The following is a 26,792-nucleotide window of genomic DNA, read 5'->3' on the forward strand; positions in this document are numbered from 1 at the left end:
AGTTGTATTAAAAATGGCGCTCAGTGAGCGCCATTTTTTATGGGGGTATTTATAGCAATTCGCTTAATTAAGCATGCTGTAAATAAGCGCACATACGGCCAGTGAGCCCACAGCAAGTACAAACAAGGTACTTAAACGGTTGCGGTATTTACTCAGCGCAGGCACTTTGTATACGGCAATCATTGGCATAATAAATAAAATCATCGCAATGATAGGGCCAGAGAGCTGATCCATCATGTCTAAAATGCTTGGGTTTTTAACCGCGCAAAACCAAATAGCAAAAAACATAATGAGTACGCCAATTTTGTCGGCTACTTTTGCACTTAAGCTTGTTTGCTTAGTCACCAAACCGGTAAAGCTTTCGCGTGCACCTAAAAAGTGCCCTAAAAACGATGACGTAATCGCAATAAAGGCAACCAGCGGCCCAAGAGTCGCTATATACGAGTTACTGGTGATATTAGCAAGGTAAGATAAAATCGATACGTTAGCCGCTTTAGCAGCAGCCATTTGCTCGCTAGTAAGCGAAAGCACGCACGAAAACACAAACAGCAGTACAAATACAATAAGTAGTAAGCTAGTGCGCTTTAAAATAGCCTCAGCCTTATTAGTGGCCTGATTGCCATAATGCCCACGCTGCACGTTCACAAAGCTTGAAATAGCCGCCGCATGGCTAAACGAAAACACAATAATAGGAATAGATAACCACAGCGTTTTAGTAAAGCTGCCCGCCTCAGGAAAGCTCATATCTGGCATTTGCCAGCTAGGGATTAAATAGAGCGATAAGCAAAATAAAATACCTACAAGCGGATACACCAAAATAGCAAAGGCGCGCAGCATTAAGCGCTCGCCGCCCATCATTAGGCTAATCATACCGGCAACCAATACACCCGAAAGTAACACGCGAGAAGGTGACTCAAGGCCCATTTGGTTAACCATAAAGCTGTCAACGGTATTGGTTAAGCCTACGCCGTAAATAAGCAAAATGGGGAATATAGATAAAAAGTATAATAAAGAGATTAACCTACCCGCCGTTACACCAAAGTGCTCTTCAACAACATCAGTAAAATCTGAATCTTTGTTTTTAGACGACAACACAAAGCGGGCTAAGCCACGGTGTGCTAAAAAGGTCATTGGAAAGGCTAAACACGCCATAATAATAAGCGGCCAAAAACCACCTATACCAATGTTAATAGGTAAAAATAAAATGCCCGCGCCAACGGCGGTACCAAAAAGGCTTAACGTCCACTGCGTATCGTGCAGGTTCCATTTAGAAGTAGGTGTGTGTTCACCTGTTGTTGATGCATTTGAAAGCGTTGCATCTTGTGATGGTGTCATGTGTGTCCTCATCCATTATTTAAATAATAATCGCGCGCAAGAATATAGTTTTTAGCTAAAACTTTCATGTTTTGAGGGGTTTTGTAGACTAATTAATTAGACGCCGTTGCACCAAAAGTGTCATGAATACGAAACAGCGCTGTAAAAATAAACAAATACCTCAACCAGCACAGTTGTAGGTTGGGTAGAGCGAAGCGAAACCCAACACGCCATTGCTCCTCTAAATTCTTACTTTATTTTAGTTATAGTGTTTTAGATTTTAGTGAGTAGATGTGGCAACGGATATCTAAAAGCTTGAGTGTCCTTACTTATTGTAATGACTTCGTTAATAATTATTTCCTAACTAATTAAGGGGTAATAGTATGAGCAATAATTCTATAAAGTGGCACAAGAAACCAAGTGGTATATTAGCTTTAAATATTTTAGGTAGCATAATTGCTGCGCTTATTTTTACCGTAATATTTTAAGGGGCTGTTATGAAGAGTAAATACCTAGATATTAATGAGCAAACCATTAATGAATTAGAGGAGGCGTGGGAGTACCTTAATAAGCACTTTTATAGTGAGTTAAATTTAGAAAGAGACCGCCCTTTAGAGTCGGAAGATCCACTTGGTAAACTTGCATATTTCATGGAGCTTGGGATTTACCCACCACCTGAATTACTTCTCAAAATATCAGAGATTTATGAAGTGTATATGCTACAAGCTGGTAAAGTTGATCTTGAAGAATCATTTTATGGAAAGCCTATTAAAGGCATTGGAAACTTTTCTGGGCGAGAAGCAAAAAAGCAAGACGTTAAATTTTTAGAGATGACGTTATCTATGGAAGCTATTTGTAATAAAAAGAAAAAACGTTCGCAATATGAAGTAGCCGAAGAATATTTGAGAGCTAAAGGCTCAGACGAAGATCCTGAACACTTATTAAGAAAGTTGCGTAGATACAGAAATAAGCCTGCTAACTAAAGCATACAACAAGCGCTTTATACTAGGCAATGGTCTCCTCGATGTGTAGTACCCGTTAACCATCCTCGCTATTTCGCACTAAAAAACTTGTCTACCAATTGATAAAGCGTACTGAAACACAGCAACGTTATAAACATACCAAGTGATAATATAACCTTTTCTTTTAGGGGTTGTTCAGGCTTTTGGGCTAATATGCTTTTTAAGAAATAAAGAAAGTAAAATAGGTGCACGCACCGATGCCTATAATCAGCATAAAGAGCCGCTTTATTAAATTACCTTCAGTAGGAGGAATTTCCTCACCGGTATACGGTGTATAAATACTTATTTTTAATATAAATGCATAGATATATCTATAACAGAAGAAAAATACTAACACGCAGAACAACAGCTTTTCTACTGACTCAAAACCTATGAAAAAAGTAGCTCCTAACACAAACCATAAAATGCCAAACAATAAAACAATAACCTTCTTTTTATCCATACTGACTGCCTTTATTTTTTCTTTAAGTTCTTTATTTATAAACCTTAAAAGGCGTTTTAGTTAACAGATTAGGAGTGGTCATCTATTGATAATATACAGAGCTAAAGCTATCACTTATCTTGCTGACAACTGATAGCTAACCACTCAAAACTGCTCTTATCCCTCTAAAGCCGAAACAATAAAATACGGATTCAAATACTCATCTTTGGTGTTATAAATAAGTGGGCTGCCATCGAGCTTGGTTACTTTTGCACCGGCTATTTCAGCAATAGCATGGCCAGCTCCCGTATCCCACTCACAGGTTGGGCCTAAGCGCGGGTAAATATCAGCACTGCCTTCTGCTACTAAACACAGTTTTAGTGAGCTGCCTTTTGAGACCATTTCAACGTCGTCAAAGCGTTTTACAAACTCGGCTAAATCAGGTGATGGGTGCGAGCGACTACCTACAACACGTATTAGGCCTTTGTTGGGTTTGGTGGTTACTTTAAGCTCAATGCGCTCATCGCCTTTGTCTTTAAACGCGCCAATGTCGTTACTGGCTAAGTACGATACGCCAAGTGCGGGCGCATCAACGACAGCAAGCACGGGTTTGCCGTTTTCGATTAGGGCTATATTTACGGTAAATTCGCCGTTCTTTTTAATAAACTCTTTAGTGCCGTCGATTGGGTCTACTAACCAGTAGCTTTTCCATGTTTGACGAATGTCCCAGCTTATATCAGCGCTTTCTTCGCTAAGTATAGGTGTGTCGGGCGTGAGCTGTTTTAGCCCTGTCACAATGACTTTATGAGCTGCTAAGTCGGCGTCGGTTACTGGGCTTTCATCGGCTTTGTATTCAACGTTAAAGTCCTTTTCGTAAATCCCCATTATGGCTTGGCCTGCTTTGCGGGCAAGGATGAGGGTTTCTTCTAGTAGCTCGGTTTGGTTCATTGCGGTTAACCTATAATATGCTTTTGTTTTAGATACGTTATCAGTTGTGTAACCGATTGGTCTAGGGTGTTTTTACTGGTATCTAAAATTATTTCTGGGTTGTTGGGTACTTCGTAGCTTGAGTCGATACCGGTAAAGTGTTTAATCTCACCTGCACGGGCTTTTTTGTATAAGCCTTTAGGGTCACGGCTTTCGCATACATCAAGCGGGGTATCGATAAATACTTCAATAAACTCGCCGTCATCTACTAGGCTGCGCACCATGTCGCGCTCTGCTCTAAATGGCGAGATAAACGCGGTAAGCACTAATAGGCCGGCATCGGTCATTAGTTTTGCGGTTTCGCCAACGCGGCGTATGTTTTCGATGCGGTCTTCGTCGCTAAAGCCAAGGTCTTTACATAAGCCGTGGCGTACGTTGTCGCCATCAAGCAGGTAAGTGTGCGCACCTTGCTGATTAAGCGCCGCTTCTAATGCATTTGCTACGGTGCTTTTGCCAGAGCCAGAAAAACCGGTAAACCATAAAATGGCCGGTTTATGCTTTTTTTGCTCACTACGCTGTGCTTTTGTGGTTGCGTAGTTATGCCAAACAATATTTTCATCCATAGTGGTGTGTCTCTTGTACTGTAAGCGCCCGTATTAAAAAGGAAATACGAGCGGGATCAAGGTTAATACCGTGATTGAATAAATAATAGAAAGGGGCAAGCCCATTGTTATGTAATCTTTTAAGCGGTAGTTACCCGCGCTGTAAACCATAAGGTTTGTTTGATACCCAAACGGCGATATGAAACTGGCTGATGCACCAAACGCTACCGCCATAATAAAGGGTAGAGGGTCTACATTAAAACCCACTGCTAGCGAGTAAGCCACTGGGAATGACAGCGCTGCTGCGGCATTATTAGTAATAAGCTCGGTGAATAATACGGTCATTAAAAATATGGCGATAAACGCGCCATAAGGGCCAAAATCACCTAGTACCATAAATAGGGCATCTGATATTTGCCCGGCAAGCCCGGTTTCTATCATTAATTTAGCAAGCCCTATGGCACTGCCTACAACGGCGAGTAGCTCAATGGGGAAGCGACGTTTTACTTCGCTCAGTTTAACTGTACCGCTAAGCAATAAGCCAATGAGTAACACCAGCAGGCCTTTGACTAAAGGAACTATACCTACAATGCTTAACCCTAACACGGCGGCAAAGCCTGCCAATACAATATTAGATTGTTTAGGTTTTAGATGTGTTTGTAAGTCAAACCCCGATATATACACAAATTCGCGGTTTAAATTAGGTAAAGAGTAAAAGTTTTTACCTGGGGCGAGTATTAAGGAGTCGCCGGCTTGCAATTGAACTTGCCCAAGGCCGCCTTGTAAGCGATCGTGCCCTCGGCGAATGGCAATAACAGCGGCATGAAACTGCTCTCTAAAACGGGCCTCTTTTACGGTTTTGCCAATAAACTTTGATGATTGGCTTACAACCACTTCAACTAAGTGTTCTATGTCTTTTTCGTGGTTGTCGTGCACTACTTTTAATCCGTCAAAGCGTCTTAATAAGGGCACCGATTTAATATCGCCAACAAACAGCAGTACGTCGTTTTGTCTAATAATTTGCTGAGGTGTTACTGCGTATATGCGCTCATCGCCACGAATAATTTCGGCGAGAAATAAATCTTTTAAATCGCGTAGGCCGTTTTCTTCTACGGTGCGGCCAATAAGTTTAGAGTCTGCCTGCACTTTTCCCTCTAAGTAAAAGGGAATAACCTCTTGTGTGTTTTTGCCGTTGTCGGGCAGGTATTTGAGCATCACTAAAATAGTAATGAGGCCCACACTTAATGCGCCAATGCCCACTAAGGTAAAATCAAAAAAGCCCAGTGGCGCCATGCCTGCATCTACGGCAAAACCGTTCACTATTAAATTGGTTGATGTACCAATAAGTGTAATGGTGCCGCCTAATATAGCGGTGTACGACAGCGGTAATAGTAGCTTTGAGGGTGAATGATTTGGGTTGTCTTTTATGGCGGTGATAAGCGATGCCACAACCGCGGTATTGTTAGTAAATGACGATAAAAACGCGGTTGATAAACCAAGCTTTGTTACCGACTTTACTAAGCTTCCTTTAGATAACGATTGGGAAAGCTGTTGTATGAGTGTGGTTTTTTCAATAGCGATTGAAACCAGCACTAATAATACTAGGGTAATGAGCGACGGGTTTGCGTAGTTTACTAACATGCTTTCAAGGTCTATCAGGCCTGTTAAATAACCTGTACCAATAGCACTTACAAATAACCATGCTGGATTAATGCGGGTGCCAAAAAGGCACCCAACTAAGGTAAGCATAATGCCTGTTAAAACGAGCTGCTCTACCATGCTTTTATATTCCTAACAGACATTTTTATACTTACAGTTTTGAAATATCAAGCGCTTGCCAATGTGGGAAGTGCTTGCGTACTAAGCTATTAAACTCAATTTCAAAGTCGCTGAAATCGCTGTTTTGTTTTTCGCTTTTTAGTACTTGCTCAATCATACCTGCGGCAACCGTTAAATTAGATAAACGGTCGATAAGGATAAATGAGCCAGTTTCATGGTTGTTGTGGTACTCGTCAGCTAATATTGTTTCGCTTAGTTCAAGCGTGACAATGGCAATTTCGTTTAGCTGAAGTGAATCGGCTGTGCCGTGCTCTAAGGTATTTACATCAATAGTGTGGTCAATCTTTTTAACCACGGCTGATGTATTTTTGCTACCTAGTTTAATGTTGTAGCTTTTACCTAGTACCAGCGGCTCTTCGTGCATCCACACAAGTTTAGCTTGTATAAGATTAGTAACCGTTGCACTTGAGCTTTGCGGCACAATGACATCGCCGCGGCTAATATCAATTTCGCTATTTAGGGTAACGGTAATTGCTTGGCCGGCCTCTGCGTGATCTAGGTTGCCATTAAAGGTCACAATTTCTTTAATGCTTGATGTTTTACCCGACGGTAATACTTTTATTGCATCGCCAACTTGTAATTTACCTGATGCCAATGTGCCCTGAAAACCACGGAAGTTTAAGTTAGGGCGCACTACATATTGCACAGGCAAGCGTGCTTCAAAGCCGGTATCGGTTTCGGCCGCTGGTGAGTCTTCTAAAAGCTCAAGCAATGGCTTGTCGGTGTAATAAGGCGTATGAGCAGAGCGGGTTACTACGTTGTCGCCTTTAAGCGCCGACATAGGCACAAACTTAATATTTGATACGTTAAGTTGCTCAGCAAATTTAAGGTAATCGGCTTTGATTTTTTCATAAACGGTTTCGTCAAAATCAACGATATCCATTTTATTAATCGCTACCACAAACTGTTTAATACCTAGTGAGTCACAAATAAAGCTATGACGCTTAGTTTGTACTTGCACACCGTAGCGGGCATCAACCAAAATAATGGCTACATCGCTTGTTGATGCGCCTGTTACCATGTTGCGTGTGTATTGCTCGTGCCCTGGGGTGTCGGCAATAATAAATTTACGCTTAGCCGTTGAAAAATAACGGTACGCTACATCAATAGTAATGCCTTGCTCGCGCTCAGCTTGTAGGCCATCTACTAGTAGCGCTAAGTCTAGCTCTTCGCCTGCGTTACCTACTTTTTCGTTATCCTTATGAAGAGCAGCTAGCTGATCTTCATAAATTTGGTGGCTGTCGTGCAGTAGGCGGCCAATCAGTGTTGATTTACCGTCATCTACGCTGCCACAGGTAAGCATACGCAATAAGCTTTTATCTTGTTGGCGTGCTAGGTAGGCGTCTATGCCAATCTCTTTTACTTCGTTAATGGTGTCGTTAGTATTGGTAGACATTAGAAATACCCCTCACGTTTTTTCTTCTCCATTGAGCCTGCTGAGTCGTGATCTATTACACGGCCTTCACGTTCAGATGACGTAGATAGCAGCATTTCTTCAATAATTTCTGTTAGGTTACTGGCTGTAGATTCAACTGCACCGGTAAGTGGGTAACAGCCTAAAGTACGAAAACGTACCGACTTCATTTGTGGTACTTCGCCCTCAGCAAGTGGCATGCGCTCATCGTCGACCATAATTAAGGTGCCGTCGCGCTCTACTACTGGGCGCTCTTTCGCTAAATAAAGCGGAACCATTTCAATGTTTTCTTGGTAAATGTATTGCCAAATATCAAGTTCAGTCCAGTTAGACAGTGGGAATACACGAATGCTCTCACCTGGGTTAACTTGACTGTTGTAAGTATTCCAAAGCTCTGGACGTTGGTTTTTAGGGTCCCAGCGGTGGTGTTTATCGCGGAACGAGTAAACACGCTCTTTAGCGCGAGACTTTTCTTCATCGCGGCGTGCGCCACCGAATGCAGCATCAAAGCCGTATTTATCTAGCGCTTGCTTTAAGCCTTGGGTTTTCATGATGTCGGTATGTTTACCCGAGCCATGCTCAAACGGGCTAATACCCATTGCCATGCCTTCTGGGTTTTTGTGTACCAGCAGGTCAAAACCGTATTCTTTTGCAAGGCGATCGCGAAACTCAATCATTTCACGAAACTTCCAGTTGGTGTCTACGTGTAATAACGGAAACGGAATTTTTGCAGGGTAAAATGCTTTACGCGCTAAGTGCAAAAGTACCGATGAATCTTTACCAATAGAGTAAAGCATTACTGGGTTCTCAAACTCAGCGGCGACTTCGCGCATGATTTTGATACTTTCAGCTTCAAGTTGCTGAAGGTGAGTTAAAGCCATTGTTAGTCGTCCTACTAAAATGATTAAAAGTGATTAAGTAAAATATAATTATGTATTTGATACGCCGGTCAGGGGCTGAGCAAAGCTACTGGTTTGCTCGTTTTGGCCAAACCATGCAAGCTGCGAGTGCAGGGCGGCTACTTCGCCAATAATAAGTAATGCTGGCGATACCACACTGTTGCGCTCTATTAAATCTGCAAGCTCACCTAATTGCCCCGTAACAACACGCTGGTTTTTACGCGTGCCGTTTTCGATTATGGCAACTGGCGTATTAGCGCTGCGGCCATGTTTTAAAAGCTGAGCCTGTATATGTGGCGATTTAATAACGCCCATATAAATAGCTAAAGTTTGATGCGCTTTAGCAAGCGATTGCCAATCGAGCTCCTGGCCATCTTTTTTACAATGCCCTGTTACAAACTGGATGGCTTGTGCGTGGTCGCGGTGAGTAAGCGGAATACCCGCATACGCGCTACAACCAGCGGCGGCAGTTATACCCGGTACTATTTGATAATTAACATTATTGGCAGCCAGTACTTGTACTTCTTCGCCACCACGTCCGTAAATAAATGGGTCGCCGCCTTTAATGCGACATACTTTTTTGCCTTGCTTGGCAAAATCAACCAGCATTTGGTTGGTATCTTCTTGCGCTACACTGTGATCGCCCATACGCTTGCCTACGCAAACTAAATCGGCATCACGGCGTACTAATTCCATAATTTCATCAGACACTAAATAGTCGTATACAACGACATCGGCTTGCTGCATTAACTGCAATGCTTTAAGTGTTAAAAGCTCAGGGTCGCCTGGGCCTGCACCCACTACATACACTTCGCCTTCTGGCTCGGCTTTGGCATCAAGCATTTGCTCTAGTTGTGCTTGTGCTGCATCGGTATTACCTGTTTGCACTTTGCTTACGACTGATGAATCAAACACGCCTTCCCAAAATTGGCGGCGATCAGCAAAGTGCTTAAAGCGCTGTTTTACTTTGTCTCTAAAACTGCCAACTAAAGTAGCCAGTGGGCCAATGTGTTGTGGGATTAACGTTTCGAGCTTTTCACGTAGTCGCCGAGCAAGTACTGGCGCGGTGCCTGCACTTGAAATAGCTATGGTTATTGGGTCACGGTCTACAATTGATGGGAATATAAACGTACATTTAGGTTGGTCATCAACCACATTTACAAATACATTGCGTGCGTTAGCTAGCTCAAATACATTGTTGTTTACTTCGTCTAAGTCTGTGGCTGCTATAACCAGCATTTTGCCATCAAGGTGCGACTCATCAAAATAGGCATCAATAAGCGTTACTTCATTGTTTTGTGCATGTTCTTTTAGTTCATCACAAAACCAAGGTGCCACTAAGGTTACATTTGCGCGGGCTTTTAAAAACGCGCGACATTTGCGTAATGCGACCTCTCCACCGCCAACAACCAGCACAGGTTTGTTGTCGAGTTTGGTAAAGATAGGTAAATACTGCACGTGGTTAACACCTCTAAGTAAAATCTAAAATAAAACGCTATTGAGCAGGGGGCAGAATATAGCGCGCACTAGTAAGTAAAAAATAATTAAAACCAAGTTTATATAACCAAAAGTTATAATGGGTGGTTGTTTTAGGTTTAAGCCTTAATCTATAGGGGATTAACGCGCATTACACGCAAAATAATGTGCTTATAGTGTTTGGTTATGAGCTATAGCGAGATTACGTTAATTTGTTACTATGGCGCTAAACCTAATTTATCGCCTACTTAAAGGGATTACGTATGACTGAACAACACAACGATGCACACTTAGCTGTGTCGCTTATGGATTTAACAAGCCTAAACACCTCAGACACGGCCAGTGATATTCAGCAGCTTGTAAATAGTATTAACCCTAAATTGGGCACGCCTGCTGCAGTATGCGTTTACAGTGATTTTGTAGATGATGCAAAAATAGCACTGGCTGCGCGTGAGCTTAACCATGTAAAAGTAGCAACGGTTACAAATTTTCCTAGTGGTGATGTGCCACTGAGCGATGTGATAAACGAAACACTGATAGCAATTGAGCGCGGCGCGGATGAAATAGATTTAGTGATCCCGTATAAAGCACTTATTGCTGGCGAGCACAGCAAAGTGCTGGAGTATGTAACTCAAAGTAAAAAAGCCTGTGGTACAAAAGCGCAATTAAAAGTAATTATAGAAAGTGGCGAACTTAAAACTGCAGAGCTAATCACTAAAGCTACAAACTTGGCTATTCAAGGCGGGGCTGATTTTGTAAAAACCAGCACAGGTAAAGTGGCTGTAAATGCAACGCTTGACGCAACAAACATGATGCTCAGCACTATTAAAGAGTCGGGTAAGGTTGTTGGTTTTAAAGCCGCAGGCGGAGTTAAAACTGTTATTGATGCAAAGGAGTATTTAGCATTGACACGCTCAATTATGGGCGATGACTACTTACAAGCCGCTACATTTAGGTTTGGCGCATCAAGCTTACTAAGTGATGTATATAAAGTATTAGAAAAATAATCATTAAATTAAGCACTACGCCTTTATATAAGAGAGTAAATGATTGGCAGGCGAAACAATAATGGAATTAATTAATTAGATTTTCCTATGTGGGTATCTTTTAGGCTTGTGTTAATGATTTGCGTAAGTATAATAGGCATCCACTTTGCAGGGGCGTAGTTCCAATTGGTAGAACAGCGGTCTCCAAAACCGACTCCGCCCCTGCCATTTTTACTCATAAGTTGAGTAAGTCTGGGGTTAAAAATCGGTTTAAATAAGTCTGTTTTTAAGTTTAGATTTTAATGGATTAACCCTGCCGTTGTGTAGGGTTGTTGTGTCTGTAGTTAAGGTAATAATATTATGAGCACGAATGTAGAAACACCATCAAGTGCGATGGAGTCGGTAAAGTGGTTAGTAGCAATCGCGCTACTTGCAGGCGCAGTTGTTGGTAATCACATGTTTGCAGATCAGTCTGTATTACTACGTGCAATTGGCGTTGTGGTTGCTATAGCAGCAGGTTTAGGTATTGCCTCGCAAACCGCTAAAGGCCGTGACTTTTTAGCATTTGCTAAAGAAGCACGCATTGAAGTACGTAAAGTTGTTTGGCCAACGCGTCAAGAAACTACCCACACGACATTAATCGTAATGGTTGCAACAGTGATTATGGCGCTTATCCTTTGGGGATTAGATGGCATTTTATTCCGCGCTGTAGGCTTTTTAACTGGATTGGAGATCTGATCCCATGTCGGATGAGAACAAAGAAATTAAATTACGCTGGTACGTTGTACAAGCATTCTCTGGTTACGAAAAGCGTGTAGCGCAAACGTTATCAGAGCACATTAAAATTGAAGGTCTTGAAGAGAGCTTTGGTGAAATATTAGTACCAACAGAAGAAGTTGTTGAGATGCGCGCCGGTCAAAAGCGTAAATCTGAGCGTAAATTCTTCCCAGGTTACGTACTAGTACAAATGGATATGAATGATGCAAGCTGGCACTTAGTGAACAGCACTGAACGTGTAATGGGCTTTATTGGTGGTACTTCTGACCGCCCAGCGCCTATTAGTTCTAAAGAAGCAGAGCGCATTCTTAACCGTCTTCAAGAAAACGCTGAAGCACCTAAACCAGCTACATTATTTGAGCCAGGTGAAGTTGTGCGTGTTACTGATGGTCCATTTGCTGACTTTAGCGGTGTTGTTGAAGAAGTTGACTACGAAAAGAGCCGCGTGAAAGTGTCGGTACTTATTTTTGGTCGCTCTACACCGGTTGAACTTGAATTTGGTCAAGTTGAACAAGATAAGTAATTGATTAAAAAAGCTTCGCCATTATTTACTTAAATTTTGGCACGAAGCTTGAAAAAGGCCGCTGATTAACTTATAATCAGCGGCCTTTTTGTATTAAGGCAAAAATTTATTTTTGCTCGCAAAAAGTACGAAACCAATTTTTAAACTGGGAAGCCGTTAGAGTACGCGTCCTCGCGCGCACAAGGCTAAGACCCACCAAATGAGGTATTTATAATGGCTAAAAAAGTTGAAGCTTTAATCAAGCTACAAGTTGCCGCTGGTATGGCTAATCCTAGTCCTCCAGTAGGTCCTGCACTAGGTCAACACGGTGTAAACATCATGGAATTCTGTAAAGCGTTTAACGCGCGTACAGAGTCTATCGAAAAAGGCGCTCCAGTTCCTGTAGTGATCTCTGTTTACGGTGACCGTTCATTTACGTTCGATATGAAAACGCCACCTGCTGCTTACTTACTTAAGAAAGCTGCTGGTATCAAATCAGGCTCAGGCCGTCCTAACACTGAAAAAGTAGGCACAGTAACTCGTGCTCAACTTGAAGAGATCGTTGAGACAAAACGAGCTGACCTTACAGCGGCTGATATGGACGCTGCGGTTCGCACTATCGCAGGTTCTGCGCGTGCGATGGGCTTGAACGTAGAGGACTAAGAAATGGCTAAATTAACTAAACGTATGCGTACTATCCGCGAAAAAGTGGAAGTAACTAAAGATTACGAAATCAATGAAGCAGTTGCTCTTTTAAAAGAGTTAGCGACAGCTAAATTCGTAGAAAGTGTTGACGTTGCTGTTAACCTTGGTATTGACGCTCGTAAATCTGACCAGAACGTTCGTGGTGCAACTGTACTACCTAACGGTACTGGCCGTGATGTTCGTGTTGCTGTATTCACTCAAGGCGCTAATGCAGAAGCTGCAAAAGAAGCCGGTGCTGAATTAGTAGGCATGGAAGATCTTGCTGAACTAGTTAAGAAAGGCGAGATGGATTTTGACGTTGTTGTTGCATCACCAGACGCTATGCGTGTTGTAGGTCAACTAGGTCAAATCTTAGGTCCACGTGGTCTTATGCCTAACCCTAAAACTGGTACTGTAACACCTAACGTTGCAGAAGCAGTTAAAAATGCGAAAGCAGGTCAAGTACGTTACCGTAATGACAAAAATGGTATCATCCATACTACTATCGGTAAGGTTGATTTCACTGCTGAGCAACTTCAACAAAACCTTGAAGCTCTAATCGTTGCGCTTAAGAAGGCTAAACCTTCTCAAGCTAAAGGTGTTTACGTTAAGAAAGTAACCATCTCTACAACAATGGGCGCAGGTGTTGCTGTTGACCAAAACACTTTAAGCACTTCTGTAGCTTAATAGGTGTTTACATGGCGTGAAATTTGTACTATAATTTTGCGCCATTTTGTTGAATAATTTATTATTTAACAAGTAAAGAATTCGGGTTGAAGTCCATAATTTCGCTAAGCTCTTGAGTGATGCGATAAATTGGGCTTCCGTCCAAGACCGTAGGCGGCTTCGGCCTTAATATTACCTACGTAGACGGTGTGAATCCCCAGATAGATTTTTCCTAATCTCTTCTGGCTCTCGCCGTAAAAAGCATCTCTATCAAGTTTGTTGATAGGGAAGAGTAAAACAGGGAAGCCGAGTGTCGGTGACCCATTAAACCAGGAGTAACACCCATGGCTTTAAATCTTCAAGGCAAAAAAGCAATTGTTGCTGAAGTCAACGAAGCAGCCAATGGTGCTCTTTCTGCAGTTGTTGCAGATTCTCGTGGTGTAGCAGTAGGCGCAATTACAGCCCTTCGTAAAGAAGCTCGTGAAGCTGGTGTATGGATGAAAGTTGTTCGTAACACTCTAGCAAAACGTGCTGTTGAAGGTACTGAATTTGAATGTCTATCTGATTCGTTAGTTGGTCCAAGCTTAATCGCTTTCTCATCAGAGCACCCTGGTGCTGCTGCGCGTATCTTCGCAGATTTCGCGAAAAAGAATGAGAAATTTGAAGTTAAAACGGCCGCTTTTGAAGGAAATGTTGTAGATGCAGCAATGCTTGCTACATTACCTACATACGATGAAGCTGTTGCACGCTTAATGAGCGCTATGAAAGAAGCGTCTGCTGGCAAATTGTGTAAAACAATTGAAGCAGTACGTGTACAGAAAGAAGAGCAAGCTGCTTAATTTTAAGCTGTTTAACCTCTCTTTCGGTGTAAATTTATTTGGACCTAGAGTCCGTTAATTATTAGGAAATTTGTAATGTCTGTAACTAAAGACCAAATCCTTGACGCAATTGCTGAAATGTCAGTAATGGACGTTGTTGCTCTTGTTGAAGCAATGGAAGAAAAATTCGGCGTAACTGCTGCAGCTGCTATGGTAGCAGGTCCTGCTGCTGAAGCTGCTGAAGAGAAAACTGAATTTGACGTAATCCTTACTGGCGCTGGCGCTAACAAGGTTGCGGCAATCAAAGCTGTACGTAGCGCAACAGGCCTAGGCCTTAAAGAAGCGAAAGCTCTTGTTGAAGCTGCTCCTGCACCTATCAAAGAAGGTGTATCTAAAGAAGAAGCTGAAGCACTTCAAAAAGACCTTACTGAAGCTGGTGCTGAAGTTGAGGTTAAGTAATCTAGCTCACGCTAGGTTCGCTGCCTGAGTAATCAGGCAAGGGCTGGTGATTATTTAATCACCGGCCTTTTTGCGCTATAGAGTTATGTATTCCTGTAGCTCAAATAAAATCTGATTTTCTCTTTACTTTCAACGCTTTATAGTTTGCTAGTGTTGCTAAGGCGGAGTTAATTAGAACAACAATTAAATGTTGTAAATCTTGGCATAGATGCCAGTTAAGTCTGTTCTTACAAGAACAGGTCGGGTCAAAGATCAGCAAGCTGAGGAACCCCATGGCTTACTCTTATTCTGAAAAGAAACGTATCCGTAAGGATTTTGGTAAACGTCCACAAGTTTTGGATATACCTTTCTTACTGTCGACACAGTTAGAATCGTTTAAAAAATTCTTAGTCCCAGACGCTGATGGCGATCATGGTTTGGAAGCAGCCTTCCGTTCTGTGTTCCCTATTAAAAGCTACTCGGGAAATTCTGAGCTTCAATACGTAAGTTATCGTATTGGTGAGCCAGTATTCGATGTAAAAGAATGTCAAATTCGCGGTGTGACTTATTCTGCTCCACTTCGCGTGAAACTGCGTCTTGTAGTTATGGACAAAGAAGCTCCAGGCACAGTTAAAGACATTAAAGAGCAAGAAGTTTACATGGGCGAAATTCCGCTCATGACTGATACCGGTACTTTTGTAATCAATGGTACAGAGCGTGTTATCGTTTCTCAGCTACACCGTAGCCCTGGTGTATTCTTTGATAACGACCGCGGTAAAACCCATTCATCGGGTAAAGTATTATATAACGCACGCGTTATACCTTACCGTGGTTCATGGTTAGACTTCGAATTTGATGCAAAAGATAACTTATATGTACGTATAGACCGTCGTCGTAAATTACCGGCGTCTATTATTTTACGTGCACTTGAGTACTCTAGCGAAGAAATCTTAGATATGTTCTTCGATACTACCGCGTTTGAAGTAACTGACGGTAAAGTTCTTATGGAACTTGTGCCTTCACGTTTACGTGGTGAAACTGCCGCTTTTGATATCAAAGGCGAAGACGGTGAAGTACTTGTTGAAAGCGGTCGTCGTATTACGGCTCGCCACATCAAGAGCATCGAGAAAAAAGGCATTAATCAATTAGAAGTACCACATGAGTACATCATTGGCCGTATTGTAGCTAAAAACTATGTTGATGAGTCAACAGGTGAAGTTATTGCAAACGCTAATGACGAGCTATCACTAGAGTTGATGGCTGAATTGGTTAAAGCAGGTCACACTAAAATTGAGACGTTATACATCAATGAAGTGGACAGCGGCGCTTACATGTCAAATACATTAAATATTGACTCGTCTAGCAACCGTTTAGAAGCATTAGTAGAAATTTACCGCATGATGCGCCCAGGCGAGCCACCGACGAAAGACGCGGCTGAAGCCTTATTCGAGAACTTATTCTTCTCTGAAGAACGTTATGACTTATCTACTGTAGGTCGTATGAAGTTCAATAGCCGTGTTGGTTACGATACAGACACAGGCCCTGGCACATTAAGCAAAGAAGACATCGTGTCTGTTATGAAAGTATTAATTGCTATTCGTAACGGTCAAGGCGATGTTGATGATATTGACCACTTAGGCAACCGTCGTATACGTAGTGTTGGCGAAATGGCTGAGAACCAATTCCGTGTTGGTCTAGTACGTGTAGAACGTGCTGTACGTGAGCGTTTAAGCTTAGGTGACCTTGACGCGATAATGCCACAAGACCTTATTAACGCTAAGCCTATTTCGGCAGCGGTTAAAGAGTTCTTCGGCTCGTCTCAGTTATCACAGTTTATGGACCAAAATAACCCGCTATCAGAAGTAACGCATAAGCGTCGTATTTCTGCATTAGGTCCGGGCGGTCTAACGCGTGAGCGCGCTGGCTTTGAAGTACGTGACGTTCACGTAACTCACTATGGTCGCGTATGTCCAATCGAGACTCCTGAGGGTCCAAACATCGGTCTAATTAACTCGTTATCTACGTACGCACGTACAAATGATTACGGTTTCTTAGAAACACCTTACCGTAAAGTGGTAGATGGTGTAGTAACTGATGAAGTTGATTATTTATCAGCCATTGAAGAAGGTCAGTTTGTTATCGCACAGGCGAACTCAAACTTAACCGAAACCAATGAGTTTGTTGATGAACTTATTCCGTGTCGTCACAAAGGTGAATCTACCTTTATGGGTCGCATGGACCAGCAATATATGGATGTATCACCACAACAGGTGATCTCTGTAGCGGCAGCACTTATCCCGTTCCTAGAACACGATGATGCTAACCGTGCATTGATGGGTTCAAACATGCAACGTCAAGCAGTACCAACATTGAAAGCGGATAAGCCGTTAGTAGGTACAGGTATTGAGTTAACACTAGCGAAAGATTCTGGTGTAACGATTGTTGCTAAACGTGGTGGTGAAGTAATGTACGCCGATGCTAGCCGCATCGTTGTAAACGTACATGACGATGAGCGTATTCCTGGTGAAGCGGGCATCGACATTTACAACCTTACTAAATACACACGTTCTAACCAAAATACATGTATTAACCAAAAACCAACGTGCATGGTTGGTGAACCGGTTACTCGTGGTGACGTGTTAGCAGATGGTCCTTCGACTGACTTAGGTGACTTAGCCCTTGGTCAAAACCTTCGCGTGGCATTCATGCCATGGAACGGTTATAACTTCGAGGATTCAATCTTACTATCAGAGCGCGTAGTTGAAGAAGATCGTCTAACGACTATCCACATTCAAGAACTACAGTGTGTTGCCCGTGATACTAAATTAGGTCCTGAAGAGATCACTGCAGATATCCCGAATGTGGGTGAGTCTGCGCTAGGCAAGCTTGATGAATCAGGCGTTGTTTATATTGGTGCTGAAGTTAAAGGCGGCGATATCCTAGTAGGTAAAGTGACTCCGAAAGGCGAGACGCAATTAACACCTGAAGAGAAGCTACTGCGTGCTATCTTCGGCGAAAAAGCGTCTGACGTTAAAGACAGCTCTTTACGTGTACCAAACTCTGTAACTGGTACTGTAATTGACGTACAAGTTTTCACCCGTGATGGTGTTGAAAAAGATAAGCGTGCGTTAGAAGTTGAAGACATGCAGCTTCGCGAAGCGAAGAAAGACTTCAACGAAGAGTTCCGTATTCTAGAAGCTGGTGTATTAGACCGTGCTCGCAAGCTACTTGCTGCAGCAGGCTTCGATGAAGACAACTTAGCGTCACTAAATGCTGAAAAGCTACTTACTCAAAGCCTTGCACAAGAAGACAAGCAAGCTGAACTTGAGCAACTAGCTGCACAGTACGATGAGCTTAAAGCTGAATACGATAAGAAGTTTGAAAACAAACGTCGTAAAATCACTCAAGGTGATGACTTAGCACCAGGCGTACTTAAGATTGTTAAAGTATACCTAGCTGTTAAACGTCGTATCCAACCGGGTGATAAAATGGCGGGTCGTCACGGTAACAAAGGTGTTATCTCGACTATCGTACCAGTAGAAGATATGCCATACGATGATAAAGGTCGTACGGTAGATATCGTACTAAATCCACTAGGTGTACCATCACGAATGAACATCGGTCAGATCCTTGAAACACATATGGGTCTAGCTGCACGTGGTATTGGTGAGCGCTTAGAGGAAATGATGAAGGAACAACGTGAGCTACATGAGCTACGTGAATTCATCAAGCAAGCTTACGAAATCGGTGAATCTCGTCAAGAAGTAGATATTGCTAGCTTCTCTGATGATGAAATTCGTCGTTTAGCTGATAACTTAAAAGGTGGTTTACCAATCGCTACTCCTGCATTTGATGGCGCTAAAGAAGACGAAATCAAAGACATGCTAGAGCTTGGTGGATACCCAAGAAGTGGTCAGGTTACACTCTATGATGGCCGTACTGGCGATCAGTTTGAACGTCAAGTAACTGTTGGTTACATGTACATGCTTAAACTTAACCACTTGGTTGACGATAAGATGCACGCACGTTCTACTGGTTCTTATAGCCTTGTTACTCAGCAGCCGCTGGGTGGTAAAGCACAGTTCGGTGGCCAGCGTTTTGGTGAGATGGAAGTATGGGCACTTGAAGCTTACGGTGCTGCTTACACTCTACAAGAAATGCTAACAGTGAAATCGGATGATGTGAACGGTCGTACTAAGATGTATAAAAACATCGTTGATGGTAACCATAAAATGGAACCAGGTATGCCAGAATCGTTCAACGTATTGTTGAAAGAAATCCGCTCACTGGGTATCAACATCGAGTTGGAAGAAAATTAAGCCAATTAGATGCTGCAGTTAACCCTGTAGCATCTGTTACGGCTGAATAGAATGTAGGGGCGAGATTATCCGCCCTCAAGATTAACTCCGACAGGAGAGCTAAGGTGAAAGACTTACTTAAGTTTCTGAAGCAACAAAATAAGACCGAAGAATTCGATGCAATTCGCATTGGTCTTGCTTCACCAGACATGGTTCGTTCATGGTCATACGGTGAAGTAAAGAAACCTGAGACTATTAACTACCGTACTTTCAAGCCTGAGCGCGATGGCTTATTCTGTGCCCGTATTTTCGGCCCAGTGAAAGATTATGAGTGTTTATGTGGTAAATATAAACGCCTTAAACACCGTGGTGTGATCTGTGAGAAGTGTGGCGTTGAAGTTACACTTACAAAAGTGCGTCGTGATCGTATGGGTCATATCGACCTTGCGAGCCCAGTAGCACATATATGGTTTTTAAAATCATTACCGTCTCGTATTGGCTTAATGCTTGATATGACACTTCGTGATATTGAACGTGTTCTTTACTTCGAATCATTCGTAGTAACTGAGCCTGGTATGACAACGCTTGAGCGTGGTCAACTATTAGGTGAAGAAGAATACCTAGATGCACTTGAAGAGCACGGTGATGAATTTGAAGCTAAGATGGGTGCAGAAGCAGTATTAGACTTGCTTCGTGAACTTGATCTTGGCCAATTAATTGCAGAAATGCGTGAAGAGTTACCAACAATTAACTCTGAAACTAAGCGTAAAAAGATCACTAAGCGTCTTAAGTTAATGGAATCGTTCCACCAATCAGGTAATAACCCTGAGTGGATGATCATGACAGTACTTCCAGTATTGCCACCTGACTTACGTCCATTAGTACCGCTAGACGGTGGTCGTTTTGCGACATCTGATCTAAACGACCTTTACCGTCGTGTTATTAACCGTAATAACCGTCTTAAGCGTCTATTAGATTTAGCTGCACCAGATATTATCGTACGCAACGAAAAACGTATGTTACAAGAAGCGGTAGATGCGCTACTTGATAACGGTCGTCGTGGTCGTGCAATTACAGGTTCTAACAAGCGTCCGCTTAAATCTCTTGCTGATATGATCAAGGGTAAGCAAGGTCGTTTCCGTCAGAACTTACTTGGTAAGCGTGTAGATTACTCTGGCCGTTCTGTAATCACGGTTGGTCCTACACTTAAGCTTCACCAATGTGGTCTTCCTAAGAAGATGGCACTTGAGCTATTCAAACCATTCATCTATGGCAAATTAGAGCGTCGCGGCATGGCTACGACAATCAAAGCTGCTAAGAAAATGGTAGAGCGCGAAGTAGCGGAAGTATGGGATGTACTAGACGAAGTAATTCGTGAACATCCAGTATTACTTAACCGTGCACCTACACTTCACCGTTTAGGTATCCAAGCGTTCGAACCTGTACTAATTGAAGGTAAAGCAATCCATTTACACCCATTAGTATGTGCGGCTTACAACGCCGACTTCGATGGTGACCAAATGGCGGTACACGTACCGTTAACGCTTGAAGCTCAGTTAGAAGCTCGTGCACTAATGATGTCTACTAACAACATTCTATCTCCAGCGAATGGTGAGCCAATCATCGTTCCTTCACAGGATGTTGTATTAGGTCTTTACTACATGACGCGCGATCGCATTAATGCGAAAGGCGAAGGCATTGTATTTAAAGATCCTAAAGAAGCAGAAAAAGCATACCGTAGTGGTAACGCAGAACTTCACGCGCGCGTTAAAGTGCGTATTAGTCAGTCAATCACTAACGAAGCAGGTGTTGTTGAAGACACTGTGACGCTTATCGACACTACTGTTGGTCGTGCAATTCTGTCTCTAATTTTACCTAAAGGTATGCCGTTTGAGTCAATCAACCAAGCATTAGGTAAAAAGCAGATTTCTGGCTTATTAAACGAGTGTTACCGTCGTCTAGGTCTTAAAGACACTGTTGTGTTTGCTGACCAAGTTATGTACACCGGTTTCCACTACGCAATGAAGTCAGGTGTTTCAATTGGTATCGATGACTTAGTTATCCCACCAGTTAAAGCATCAATCATTGAATCAGCTGAAGCTGAAGTAACTGAAATCAACCAACAATTCCAATCAGGTCTTGTAACGGCTGGTGAAAAGTACAATAAAGTTATCGATATCTGGTCACGTGTAAATGAAAACTTATCACGTGAAATGATGGCCAACTTGTCTAAAGACACGGTTATCAATGCCAAAGGTGAAGAAGAAGAGCAACCGTCATTTAACTCAGTGTTTATGATGGCCGATTCAGGTGCTCGTGGTAGTGCCGCTCAGATCCGTCAGCTAGCAGGTATGCGTGGTCTAATGGCACGTCCAGATGGTTCAATCATCGAGACGCCAATCACGGCTAACTTCCGTGAAGGTCTAAACGTACTACAGTACTTCATCTCAACGCACGGTGCGCGTAAAGGTCTTGCCGATACAGCACTTAAAACAGCTAACTCAGGTTACCTAACGCGTCGTCTAGTAGACGTTGCACAAGATTTGGTAATCAATGAAGACGACTGTGGCACAGAAGATGGCTTAACAATGAAACCGCTTATTGAAGGTGGTGACGTTGTAGAAGCACTTCGCGAACGTGTACTAGGTCGTGTTGTAGCTGAGCCTGTGGTTATCCCTAATACAGACACTGTATTAGTAGAACGTAATATCATGCTTGATGAAAAACTGTGTGACCTTTTAGAAGAGCACTCAGTAGATGAAGTTCGCGTACGTTCTGTTATCACGTGTGATAACGACTTTGGTGTATGTGCTAAGTGTTATGGTCGTGACCTTGCACGTGGTCATATCATCAACGCGGGTGAATCAGTAGGTGTTATCGCGGCACAATCAATCGGTGAGCCGGGTACACAGCTTACGATGCGTACATTCCACATCGGTGGTGCGGCATCAAGAGCATCAGCTGAAAACAATGTACAAGTTAAAACTGACGGTACGTTAAAACTACATAACGCTAAGTATGTACTTAATACCGACGGTAAGATTGTAATTACTTCACGTTCAACTGAAATCACTATCATTGATAGCTTCGGTCGTGAAAAAGAGCGTTATAAAGTACCTTACGGTGCGGTACTAACAGTACAAGACAATGCAGAAGTTCAAGGTAACGACATCGTTGCTACTTGGGACCCGCATAGTCACCCAATCGTTCTTGAGCATAAGTCAAAAATCTCGTTCAGCGATGTTGATGACTCAAATACTGAAGCACAAACTGATGAACTAACCGGCTTAACCCGTGTAGTTGTTAAAGACCTTGCTAAAGTAAATGCGAAAGAGCCTAAGCTTATCATCGAAAGTGAAGAGCGCGGCTTGCAAGAAACACGTCTCCCTTCATTCACTACGATTGAAGTGACAGATGGCGTTACAGCAAACCCAGGTGACGTACTTGCACGTATTCCGCAAGAAGGTTCGAAAACTCGTGATATCACGGGTGGTCTACCACGCGTAGCCGACTTATTTGAAGCACGTAAGCCAAAAGATCCAGCTATCTTAGCTGAAATCACCGGTACTATTAGCTTCGGTAAAGAAACTAAAGGTAAGAAACGTTTAGTTATTACACCAGCTGAAGGCGATCATTACGAAGAGATGATTCCTAAGTGGCGTCAACTTAACGTGTTTGAAGGTGAGCAAGTGTCTAAAGGTGAAGTTATCGCCGATGGTCCTGAATCACCGCATGACATCTTACGCCTACGTGGTGTGACTCATGTTGCTAACTACATTGTTAACGAAGTGCAAGAGGTTTACCGTTTGCAGGGCGTTAAGATCAATGATAAGCACATTGAAACAATTATTCGTCAGATGCTACGTAAATGTACCATCCTTGACGGCGGTGATACTGAGTTCTTAGCGGGTGAGCAAATTGAAGTAGCTCGCGTTAATATCGCTAATCGTGACCTTGAAAAACAAGGTAAAATCCCAGCGAAGTTTGAAATACAACTTATGGGTATCACGAAAGCATCACTAGCAACCGAATCTTTCATCTCGGCAGCGTCTTTCCAAGAAACAACACGTGTTCTTACAGATGCCGCAGTGAATGGTAAGAGCGATGAGCTTCGTGGTCTGAAAGAAAACGTAATTGTGGGTCGTCTGATCCCAGCCGGTACTGGCTTTGCGTATCACCAAGACCGTATGGCTCGCCGCAAGCAGGGTGAAGTTGTTGAAGAGCAAACAGTAAGTGCAGAAGAGGCAACTCAAGCACTAACAGATGCTCTGAACGCAGATTTATCTGGAAATCAATAAACTCTTATTAATCAACAGATTAATAAATCGTAAGACAGTTATCTACTGTCTTACGATGAGTTTAGGTTGACAGGTTAAACTTTGCTCATTAAAATTCCGCCACCCATTTACTTGCATGTATGTTACAAGCTTGTAAAAAGGGCGGATTTTTTTATTTTTTTCAGTAGTAATTTTAATTTCAGGAGCTATTTAAATGGCAACTATTAACCAGCTAGTGCGTAAGCCACGTCGTAGCAAGGTTACTAAAAGTAACTCAGCTGCGCTTAAAGCGTGTCCGCAAAAGCGTGGTGTATGTACTCGCGTATATACAACTACACCTAAGAAACCAAACTCAGCGTTACGTAAAGTAGCTCGTGTACGTTTAACTAACGGTTTCGAAGTAACATCATACATCGGTGGTGAAGGTCATAACCTTCAAGAGCACAGTGTAATCCTAATCCGTGGTGGTCGTGTTAAAGATTTACCAGGTGTGCGTTTTCACACTGTACGTGGTGCACTTGACTGTGCAGGCGTTAGCGACCGTCGTCAAGCTCGTTCTAAATACGGTGCAAAACGCCCTAAAGGCTAATTGTTTTCCGTTAGTAAGGCCAAGCACTAAATATTATTAATTATTGTTTTGGGTGATTGTTCCAAAAGGACAAACCTGAATAAACCGGAGATACAAAATGCCTAGAAGACGCGTAATAGGTCAACGTAAAATTCTTCCAGATCCTAAGTTCGGATCGGAACTTCTTGCTAAATTCGTTAACATCGTAATGTTAGACGGCAAGAAATCTACTGCTGAAAAAATTGTTTATGGTGCGCTAGACGTGGCTGCTGAGAAATCAGGCAAGTCGCACCTAGAAATCTTTGAATCTGCACTTGATAACATCCGTCCACAGGTAGAGGTTAAATCTCGCCGTGTTGGTGGTTCAACTTATCAAGTTCCAGTTGAAGTACGTCCAGTACGTCGCAACGCATTAGGTATGCGTTGGTTAGTAGACGCTGCACGTAAGCGTGGCGAAAAATCTATGGGCTTACGTTTAGCTCAAGAAATCGTTGACGCTGCTGACAACAAAGGCACTGCGGTTAAGAAACGTGAAGACGTTCACCGTATGGCTGAAGCGAATAAAGCATTCGCACATTACCGTTGGTAATCTGTCCTTAACCTTTAAGAGGATCATATGGCACGTACAACTCCACTTGAGCGCTACCGTAATATCGGCATAGTAGCTCACGTAGATGCAGGCAAAACCACCACAACAGAACGTGTTCTGTTCTACACAGGTCTTTCTCATAAGATCGGTGAAGTACATGATGGCGCCGCAACTATGGATTGGATGGAGCAGGAACAAGAGCGTGGTATCACAATCACTTCTGCTGCAACAACGTGTTTCTGGAAAGGGATGGACGCGCAATTTGACGACCATCGTATCAATATTATTGATACTCCAGGACACGTAGATTTCACTATCGAAGTAGAGCGTTCTTTACGTGTACTTGATGGTGCGGTAGTTGTTCTTTGTGCTTCATCAGGTGTACAGCCGCAAACTGAGACAGTTTGGCGCCAAGCGAACAAATACGAAGTTCCAAGAATGATCTTCGTAAATAAAATGGATCGCACAGGCGCTGACTTCTTAACGGTTGTAGACCAGGTGAAATCTCGTCTTGGAGCAACGCCTGTTCCAATCCAGTTGCCAATTGGCGCTGAAGACGACTTTAAAGGTGTTATTGACCTTATAAAAATGAAAGCCATTAACTGGAACGAAGCGGACCAGGGTATGACTTTCTCTTATGAGGCAATACCGGCAGAACTTCAAGAGCTCGCTCAAGAATGGCACTCTCATTTAGTTGAAAGTGCAGCTGAAGCCTCTGAAGAACTAATGGATAAGTACTTAGAAGGTGAAGAGTTAAGTGAAGCAGAGATTAAATCTGCCTTACGTCAACGCACATTAGCGAACGAAATTGTTCCCATTACGTGTGGTAGTGCATTTAAAAACAAAGGCGTTCAAGCTGTGCTTGATGGCGTTGTTGAATACATGCCTGCACCAACGCAAGTGAAACAAATCCAAGGTATCCTAGAAAATGGAACTGAGGAAGAACGTCCAGCTGATGATAAAGCGCCGTTTGCTGCACTTGCATTTAAAATTGCAACAGACCCGTTTGTTGGCACTTTAACCTTTTTCCGTGTTTACTCTGGTACTGTTAAACAGGGTGACGCGGTTTATAACCCAGTTAAAAGTAAGCGTGAGCGATTTGGTCGTATCGTACAGATGCATTCAAACTCACGTGAAGAGATCAAAGAAGTTCACGCAGGCGATATTGCGGCAGCTATTGGTCTTAAAGACGTAACAACAGGTGAGACACTGTGTGATCCGAACTCTATCATTACGCTAGAGCGTATGGAGTTCCCAGAGCCAGTTATCTCTGTTGCGGTTGAGCCTCGCACAATCGCTGACCAAGATAAGATGGGTATTGCACTAGGTAAACTAGCCGCAGAAGATCCGTCTTTTCGTGTACAAACTGACGAAGAATCAGGCCAGACTATAATCTCTGGTATGGGTGAACTTCACCTTGATATCATTGTCGACCGTATGAAACGTGAATTCAGTGTTGAATGTAACGTTGGTAAGCCGCAGGTTGCATACCGAGAAGCTATTCGTTCAACTGTTGAAGTTGAAGGGAAGTTTGTACGTCAATCAGGTGGTCGTGGTCAATATGGTCACGTCTGGGTTAAACTTGAACCGATGGATATTTCGGATGATGAAGCACCAATTTATGAGTTCGTTAACGAAACTGTAGGTGGTTCGGTTCCAAAAGAATTTATCCCTGCGGTAGACAAAGGTATCCAAGAGCAAATGTCTCAAGGTGTACTGGCAGGCTACCCATTACTTGGCGTTAAAGCGACTTTATATGATGGTTCATTCCATGATGTAGACTCGAATGAAATGGCATTTAAAATTGCAGGTTCAATGGCAATGAAAGCTGGGGCGCTTAAGGCTGACCCTGTACTTTTAGAGCCAATGATGAAGGTTGAAGTAATCACTCCTGACTCAAACATGGGTGATGTAGTTGGCGACTTAAACCGTCGTCGCGGCATAATCGAAGGCATGGAAGATGCAATAGGTGGACTTAAGCAAGTTAATGCTCAGGTTCCTCTTTCTGAAATGTTTGGTTATGCAACTGCTTTACGATCTGCAACACAGGGCCGTGCTTCTTACTCTATGGAGTTTTTGAAGTACGCTGAAGCCTCTAAAAATGTTGCAGATACAATAATTTCAGCTCGCGCTGTTATATGATTTTAGCTTGTCTGGCTCAATAGTGAGTCAGGCTTTAATTTCTTAATTAGGAATTTTTTAAGATGGCAAAAGAAAAGTTTGAACGCGTAAAACCGCACGTAAACGTTGGTACAATCGACCACGTTGACCACGG

21 protein-coding genes and 1 pseudogene are annotated in these 26,792 nt (G+C 42.7%); 14 read left to right on the plus strand and 8 right to left on the minus strand.

Annotated features, from left to right (window positions below; all coding sequences use genetic code 11):
• Positions 1–63 precede the first annotated feature (63 nt).
• Complete coding sequence (locus AN395_RS14360; RefSeq protein ID WP_054983398.1) at positions 64–1,335, minus strand: aromatic amino acid transport family protein; 1,272 nt, start codon at positions 1,333–1,335, stop codon at positions 64–66.
• 476 nt (positions 1,336–1,811) lie between these two features.
• Here AN395_RS14360 and AN395_RS14365 point away from each other — a divergent pair, with 476 nt between their 5' ends.
• Positions 1,812–2,297: a hypothetical protein gene (locus AN395_RS14365; protein ID WP_054983399.1), complete on the plus strand. Its 486-nt coding sequence runs from the start codon at positions 1,812–1,814 to the stop codon at positions 2,295–2,297.
• Between the two features lie 199 nt (positions 2,298–2,496).
• On the opposite strand, the gene AN395_RS14370 is transcribed toward AN395_RS14365, so the two are convergent.
• The 7 genes from AN395_RS14370 to cysG form a co-directional block, all read right to left on the minus strand.
• On the minus strand, positions 2,497–2,778 hold the full coding sequence (locus tag AN395_RS14370) for a hypothetical protein (RefSeq protein ID WP_029774141.1): 282 nt from the start codon (positions 2,776–2,778) through the stop codon (positions 2,497–2,499).
• A 156-nt stretch (positions 2,779–2,934) separates the two neighbouring features.
• A complete protein-coding gene (cysQ, locus tag AN395_RS14375; RefSeq protein ID WP_029774142.1) occupies positions 2,935–3,705 on the minus strand; it encodes a 3'(2'),5'-bisphosphate nucleotidase CysQ in 771 nt (256 codons plus the stop codon).
• Positions 3,706–3,710: 5 nt separating this feature from the next.
• Positions 3,711–4,307, minus strand: a complete 597-nt coding sequence (gene cysC / locus AN395_RS14380; RefSeq protein ID WP_024032040.1) for an adenylyl-sulfate kinase — start codon at positions 4,305–4,307, stop codon at positions 3,711–3,713.
• A gap of 33 nt (positions 4,308–4,340) precedes the next feature.
• Entirely contained in the window at positions 4,341–6,065 is a 1,725-nt protein-coding gene (locus AN395_RS14385; RefSeq protein WP_054983400.1) for an SLC13 family permease, read from the minus strand.
• 31 nt (positions 6,066–6,096) lie between these two features.
• Entirely contained in the window at positions 6,097–7,521 is a 1,425-nt protein-coding gene (cysN, locus tag AN395_RS14390) for a sulfate adenylyltransferase subunit CysN (RefSeq protein ID WP_024032042.1), read from the minus strand.
• The gene (cysD, locus tag AN395_RS14395; RefSeq protein ID WP_004588199.1) at positions 7,521–8,420 is read right to left on the minus strand and encodes a sulfate adenylyltransferase subunit CysD; all 900 of its coding nucleotides are present in this window, start codon (positions 8,418–8,420) and stop codon (positions 7,521–7,523) included. The genes cysN and cysD overlap by 1 nt, the downstream gene beginning before the upstream one ends.
• A gap of 48 nt (positions 8,421–8,468) precedes the next feature.
• On the minus strand, positions 8,469–9,896 hold the full coding sequence (cysG, locus tag AN395_RS14400; protein ID WP_024032043.1) for a siroheme synthase CysG: 1,428 nt from the start codon (positions 9,894–9,896) through the stop codon (positions 8,469–8,471).
• A 281-nt stretch (positions 9,897–10,177) separates the two neighbouring features.
• Here cysG and deoC point away from each other — a divergent pair, with 281 nt between their 5' ends.
• From deoC to AN395_RS19480, 13 genes and pseudogenes are all read left to right on the plus strand, one after another.
• Positions 10,178–10,921, plus strand: a complete 744-nt coding sequence (deoC, locus tag AN395_RS14405) for a deoxyribose-phosphate aldolase (RefSeq protein ID WP_054983401.1) — start codon at positions 10,178–10,180, stop codon at positions 10,919–10,921.
• A 339-nt stretch (positions 10,922–11,260) separates the two neighbouring features.
• Entirely contained in the window at positions 11,261–11,638 is a 378-nt protein-coding gene (gene secE, locus AN395_RS14410) for a preprotein translocase subunit SecE (RefSeq protein ID WP_004588203.1), read from the plus strand.
• Positions 11,639–11,642: 4 nt separating this feature from the next.
• Positions 11,643–12,200 carry a transcription termination/antitermination protein NusG gene (gene nusG / locus AN395_RS14415; protein WP_024032045.1) on the plus strand — a complete coding sequence of 186 codons (558 nt, stop codon included), beginning with the start codon at positions 11,643–11,645 and terminating at the stop codon, positions 12,198–12,200.
• 213 nt (positions 12,201–12,413) lie between these two features.
• On the plus strand, positions 12,414–12,842 hold the full coding sequence (gene rplK / locus AN395_RS14420) for a 50S ribosomal protein L11 (RefSeq protein ID WP_004588205.1): 429 nt from the start codon (positions 12,414–12,416) through the stop codon (positions 12,840–12,842).
• Between the two features lie 3 nt (positions 12,843–12,845).
• On the plus strand, positions 12,846–13,550 hold the full coding sequence (gene rplA / locus AN395_RS14425) for a 50S ribosomal protein L1 (RefSeq protein ID WP_004588206.1): 705 nt from the start codon (positions 12,846–12,848) through the stop codon (positions 13,548–13,550).
• A gap of 323 nt (positions 13,551–13,873) precedes the next feature.
• On the plus strand, positions 13,874–14,368 hold the full coding sequence (gene rplJ, locus AN395_RS14430) for a 50S ribosomal protein L10 (protein WP_024032046.1): 495 nt from the start codon (positions 13,874–13,876) through the stop codon (positions 14,366–14,368).
• 75 nt (positions 14,369–14,443) lie between these two features.
• A complete protein-coding gene (rplL, locus tag AN395_RS14435) occupies positions 14,444–14,806 on the plus strand; it encodes a 50S ribosomal protein L7/L12 (RefSeq protein WP_004588208.1) in 363 nt (120 codons plus the stop codon).
• Between the two features lie 272 nt (positions 14,807–15,078).
• Positions 15,079–19,104 (plus strand): DNA-directed RNA polymerase subunit beta, encoded by a 4,026-nt coding sequence (gene rpoB, locus AN395_RS14440; RefSeq protein ID WP_004588209.1) that lies wholly within the window; start codon positions 15,079–15,081, stop codon positions 19,102–19,104.
• A 104-nt stretch (positions 19,105–19,208) separates the two neighbouring features.
• Complete coding sequence (rpoC, locus tag AN395_RS14445; RefSeq protein ID WP_054983402.1) at positions 19,209–23,381, plus strand: DNA-directed RNA polymerase subunit beta'; 4,173 nt, start codon at positions 19,209–19,211, stop codon at positions 23,379–23,381.
• A 193-nt stretch (positions 23,382–23,574) separates the two neighbouring features.
• Positions 23,575–23,949: a 30S ribosomal protein S12 gene (rpsL, locus tag AN395_RS14450; protein ID WP_002958885.1), complete on the plus strand. Its 375-nt coding sequence runs from the start codon at positions 23,575–23,577 to the stop codon at positions 23,947–23,949.
• Positions 23,950–24,046: 97 nt separating this feature from the next.
• The gene (gene rpsG, locus AN395_RS14455; protein WP_004588211.1) at positions 24,047–24,517 is read left to right on the plus strand and encodes a 30S ribosomal protein S7; all 471 of its coding nucleotides are present in this window, start codon (positions 24,047–24,049) and stop codon (positions 24,515–24,517) included.
• Positions 24,518–24,544: 27 nt separating this feature from the next.
• On the plus strand, positions 24,545–26,659 hold the full coding sequence (gene fusA / locus AN395_RS14460; protein ID WP_054983403.1) for an elongation factor G: 2,115 nt from the start codon (positions 24,545–24,547) through the stop codon (positions 26,657–26,659).
• A gap of 62 nt (positions 26,660–26,721) precedes the next feature.
• Positions 26,722–26,792 (plus strand): annotated as a pseudogene (locus AN395_RS19480) (elongation factor Tu); the annotation flags it as partial.

The organism is Pseudoalteromonas sp. P1-30, assembly GCF_001400005.1.
GTDB lineage: Bacteria > Pseudomonadota > Gammaproteobacteria > Enterobacterales > Alteromonadaceae > Pseudoalteromonas > Pseudoalteromonas atlantica.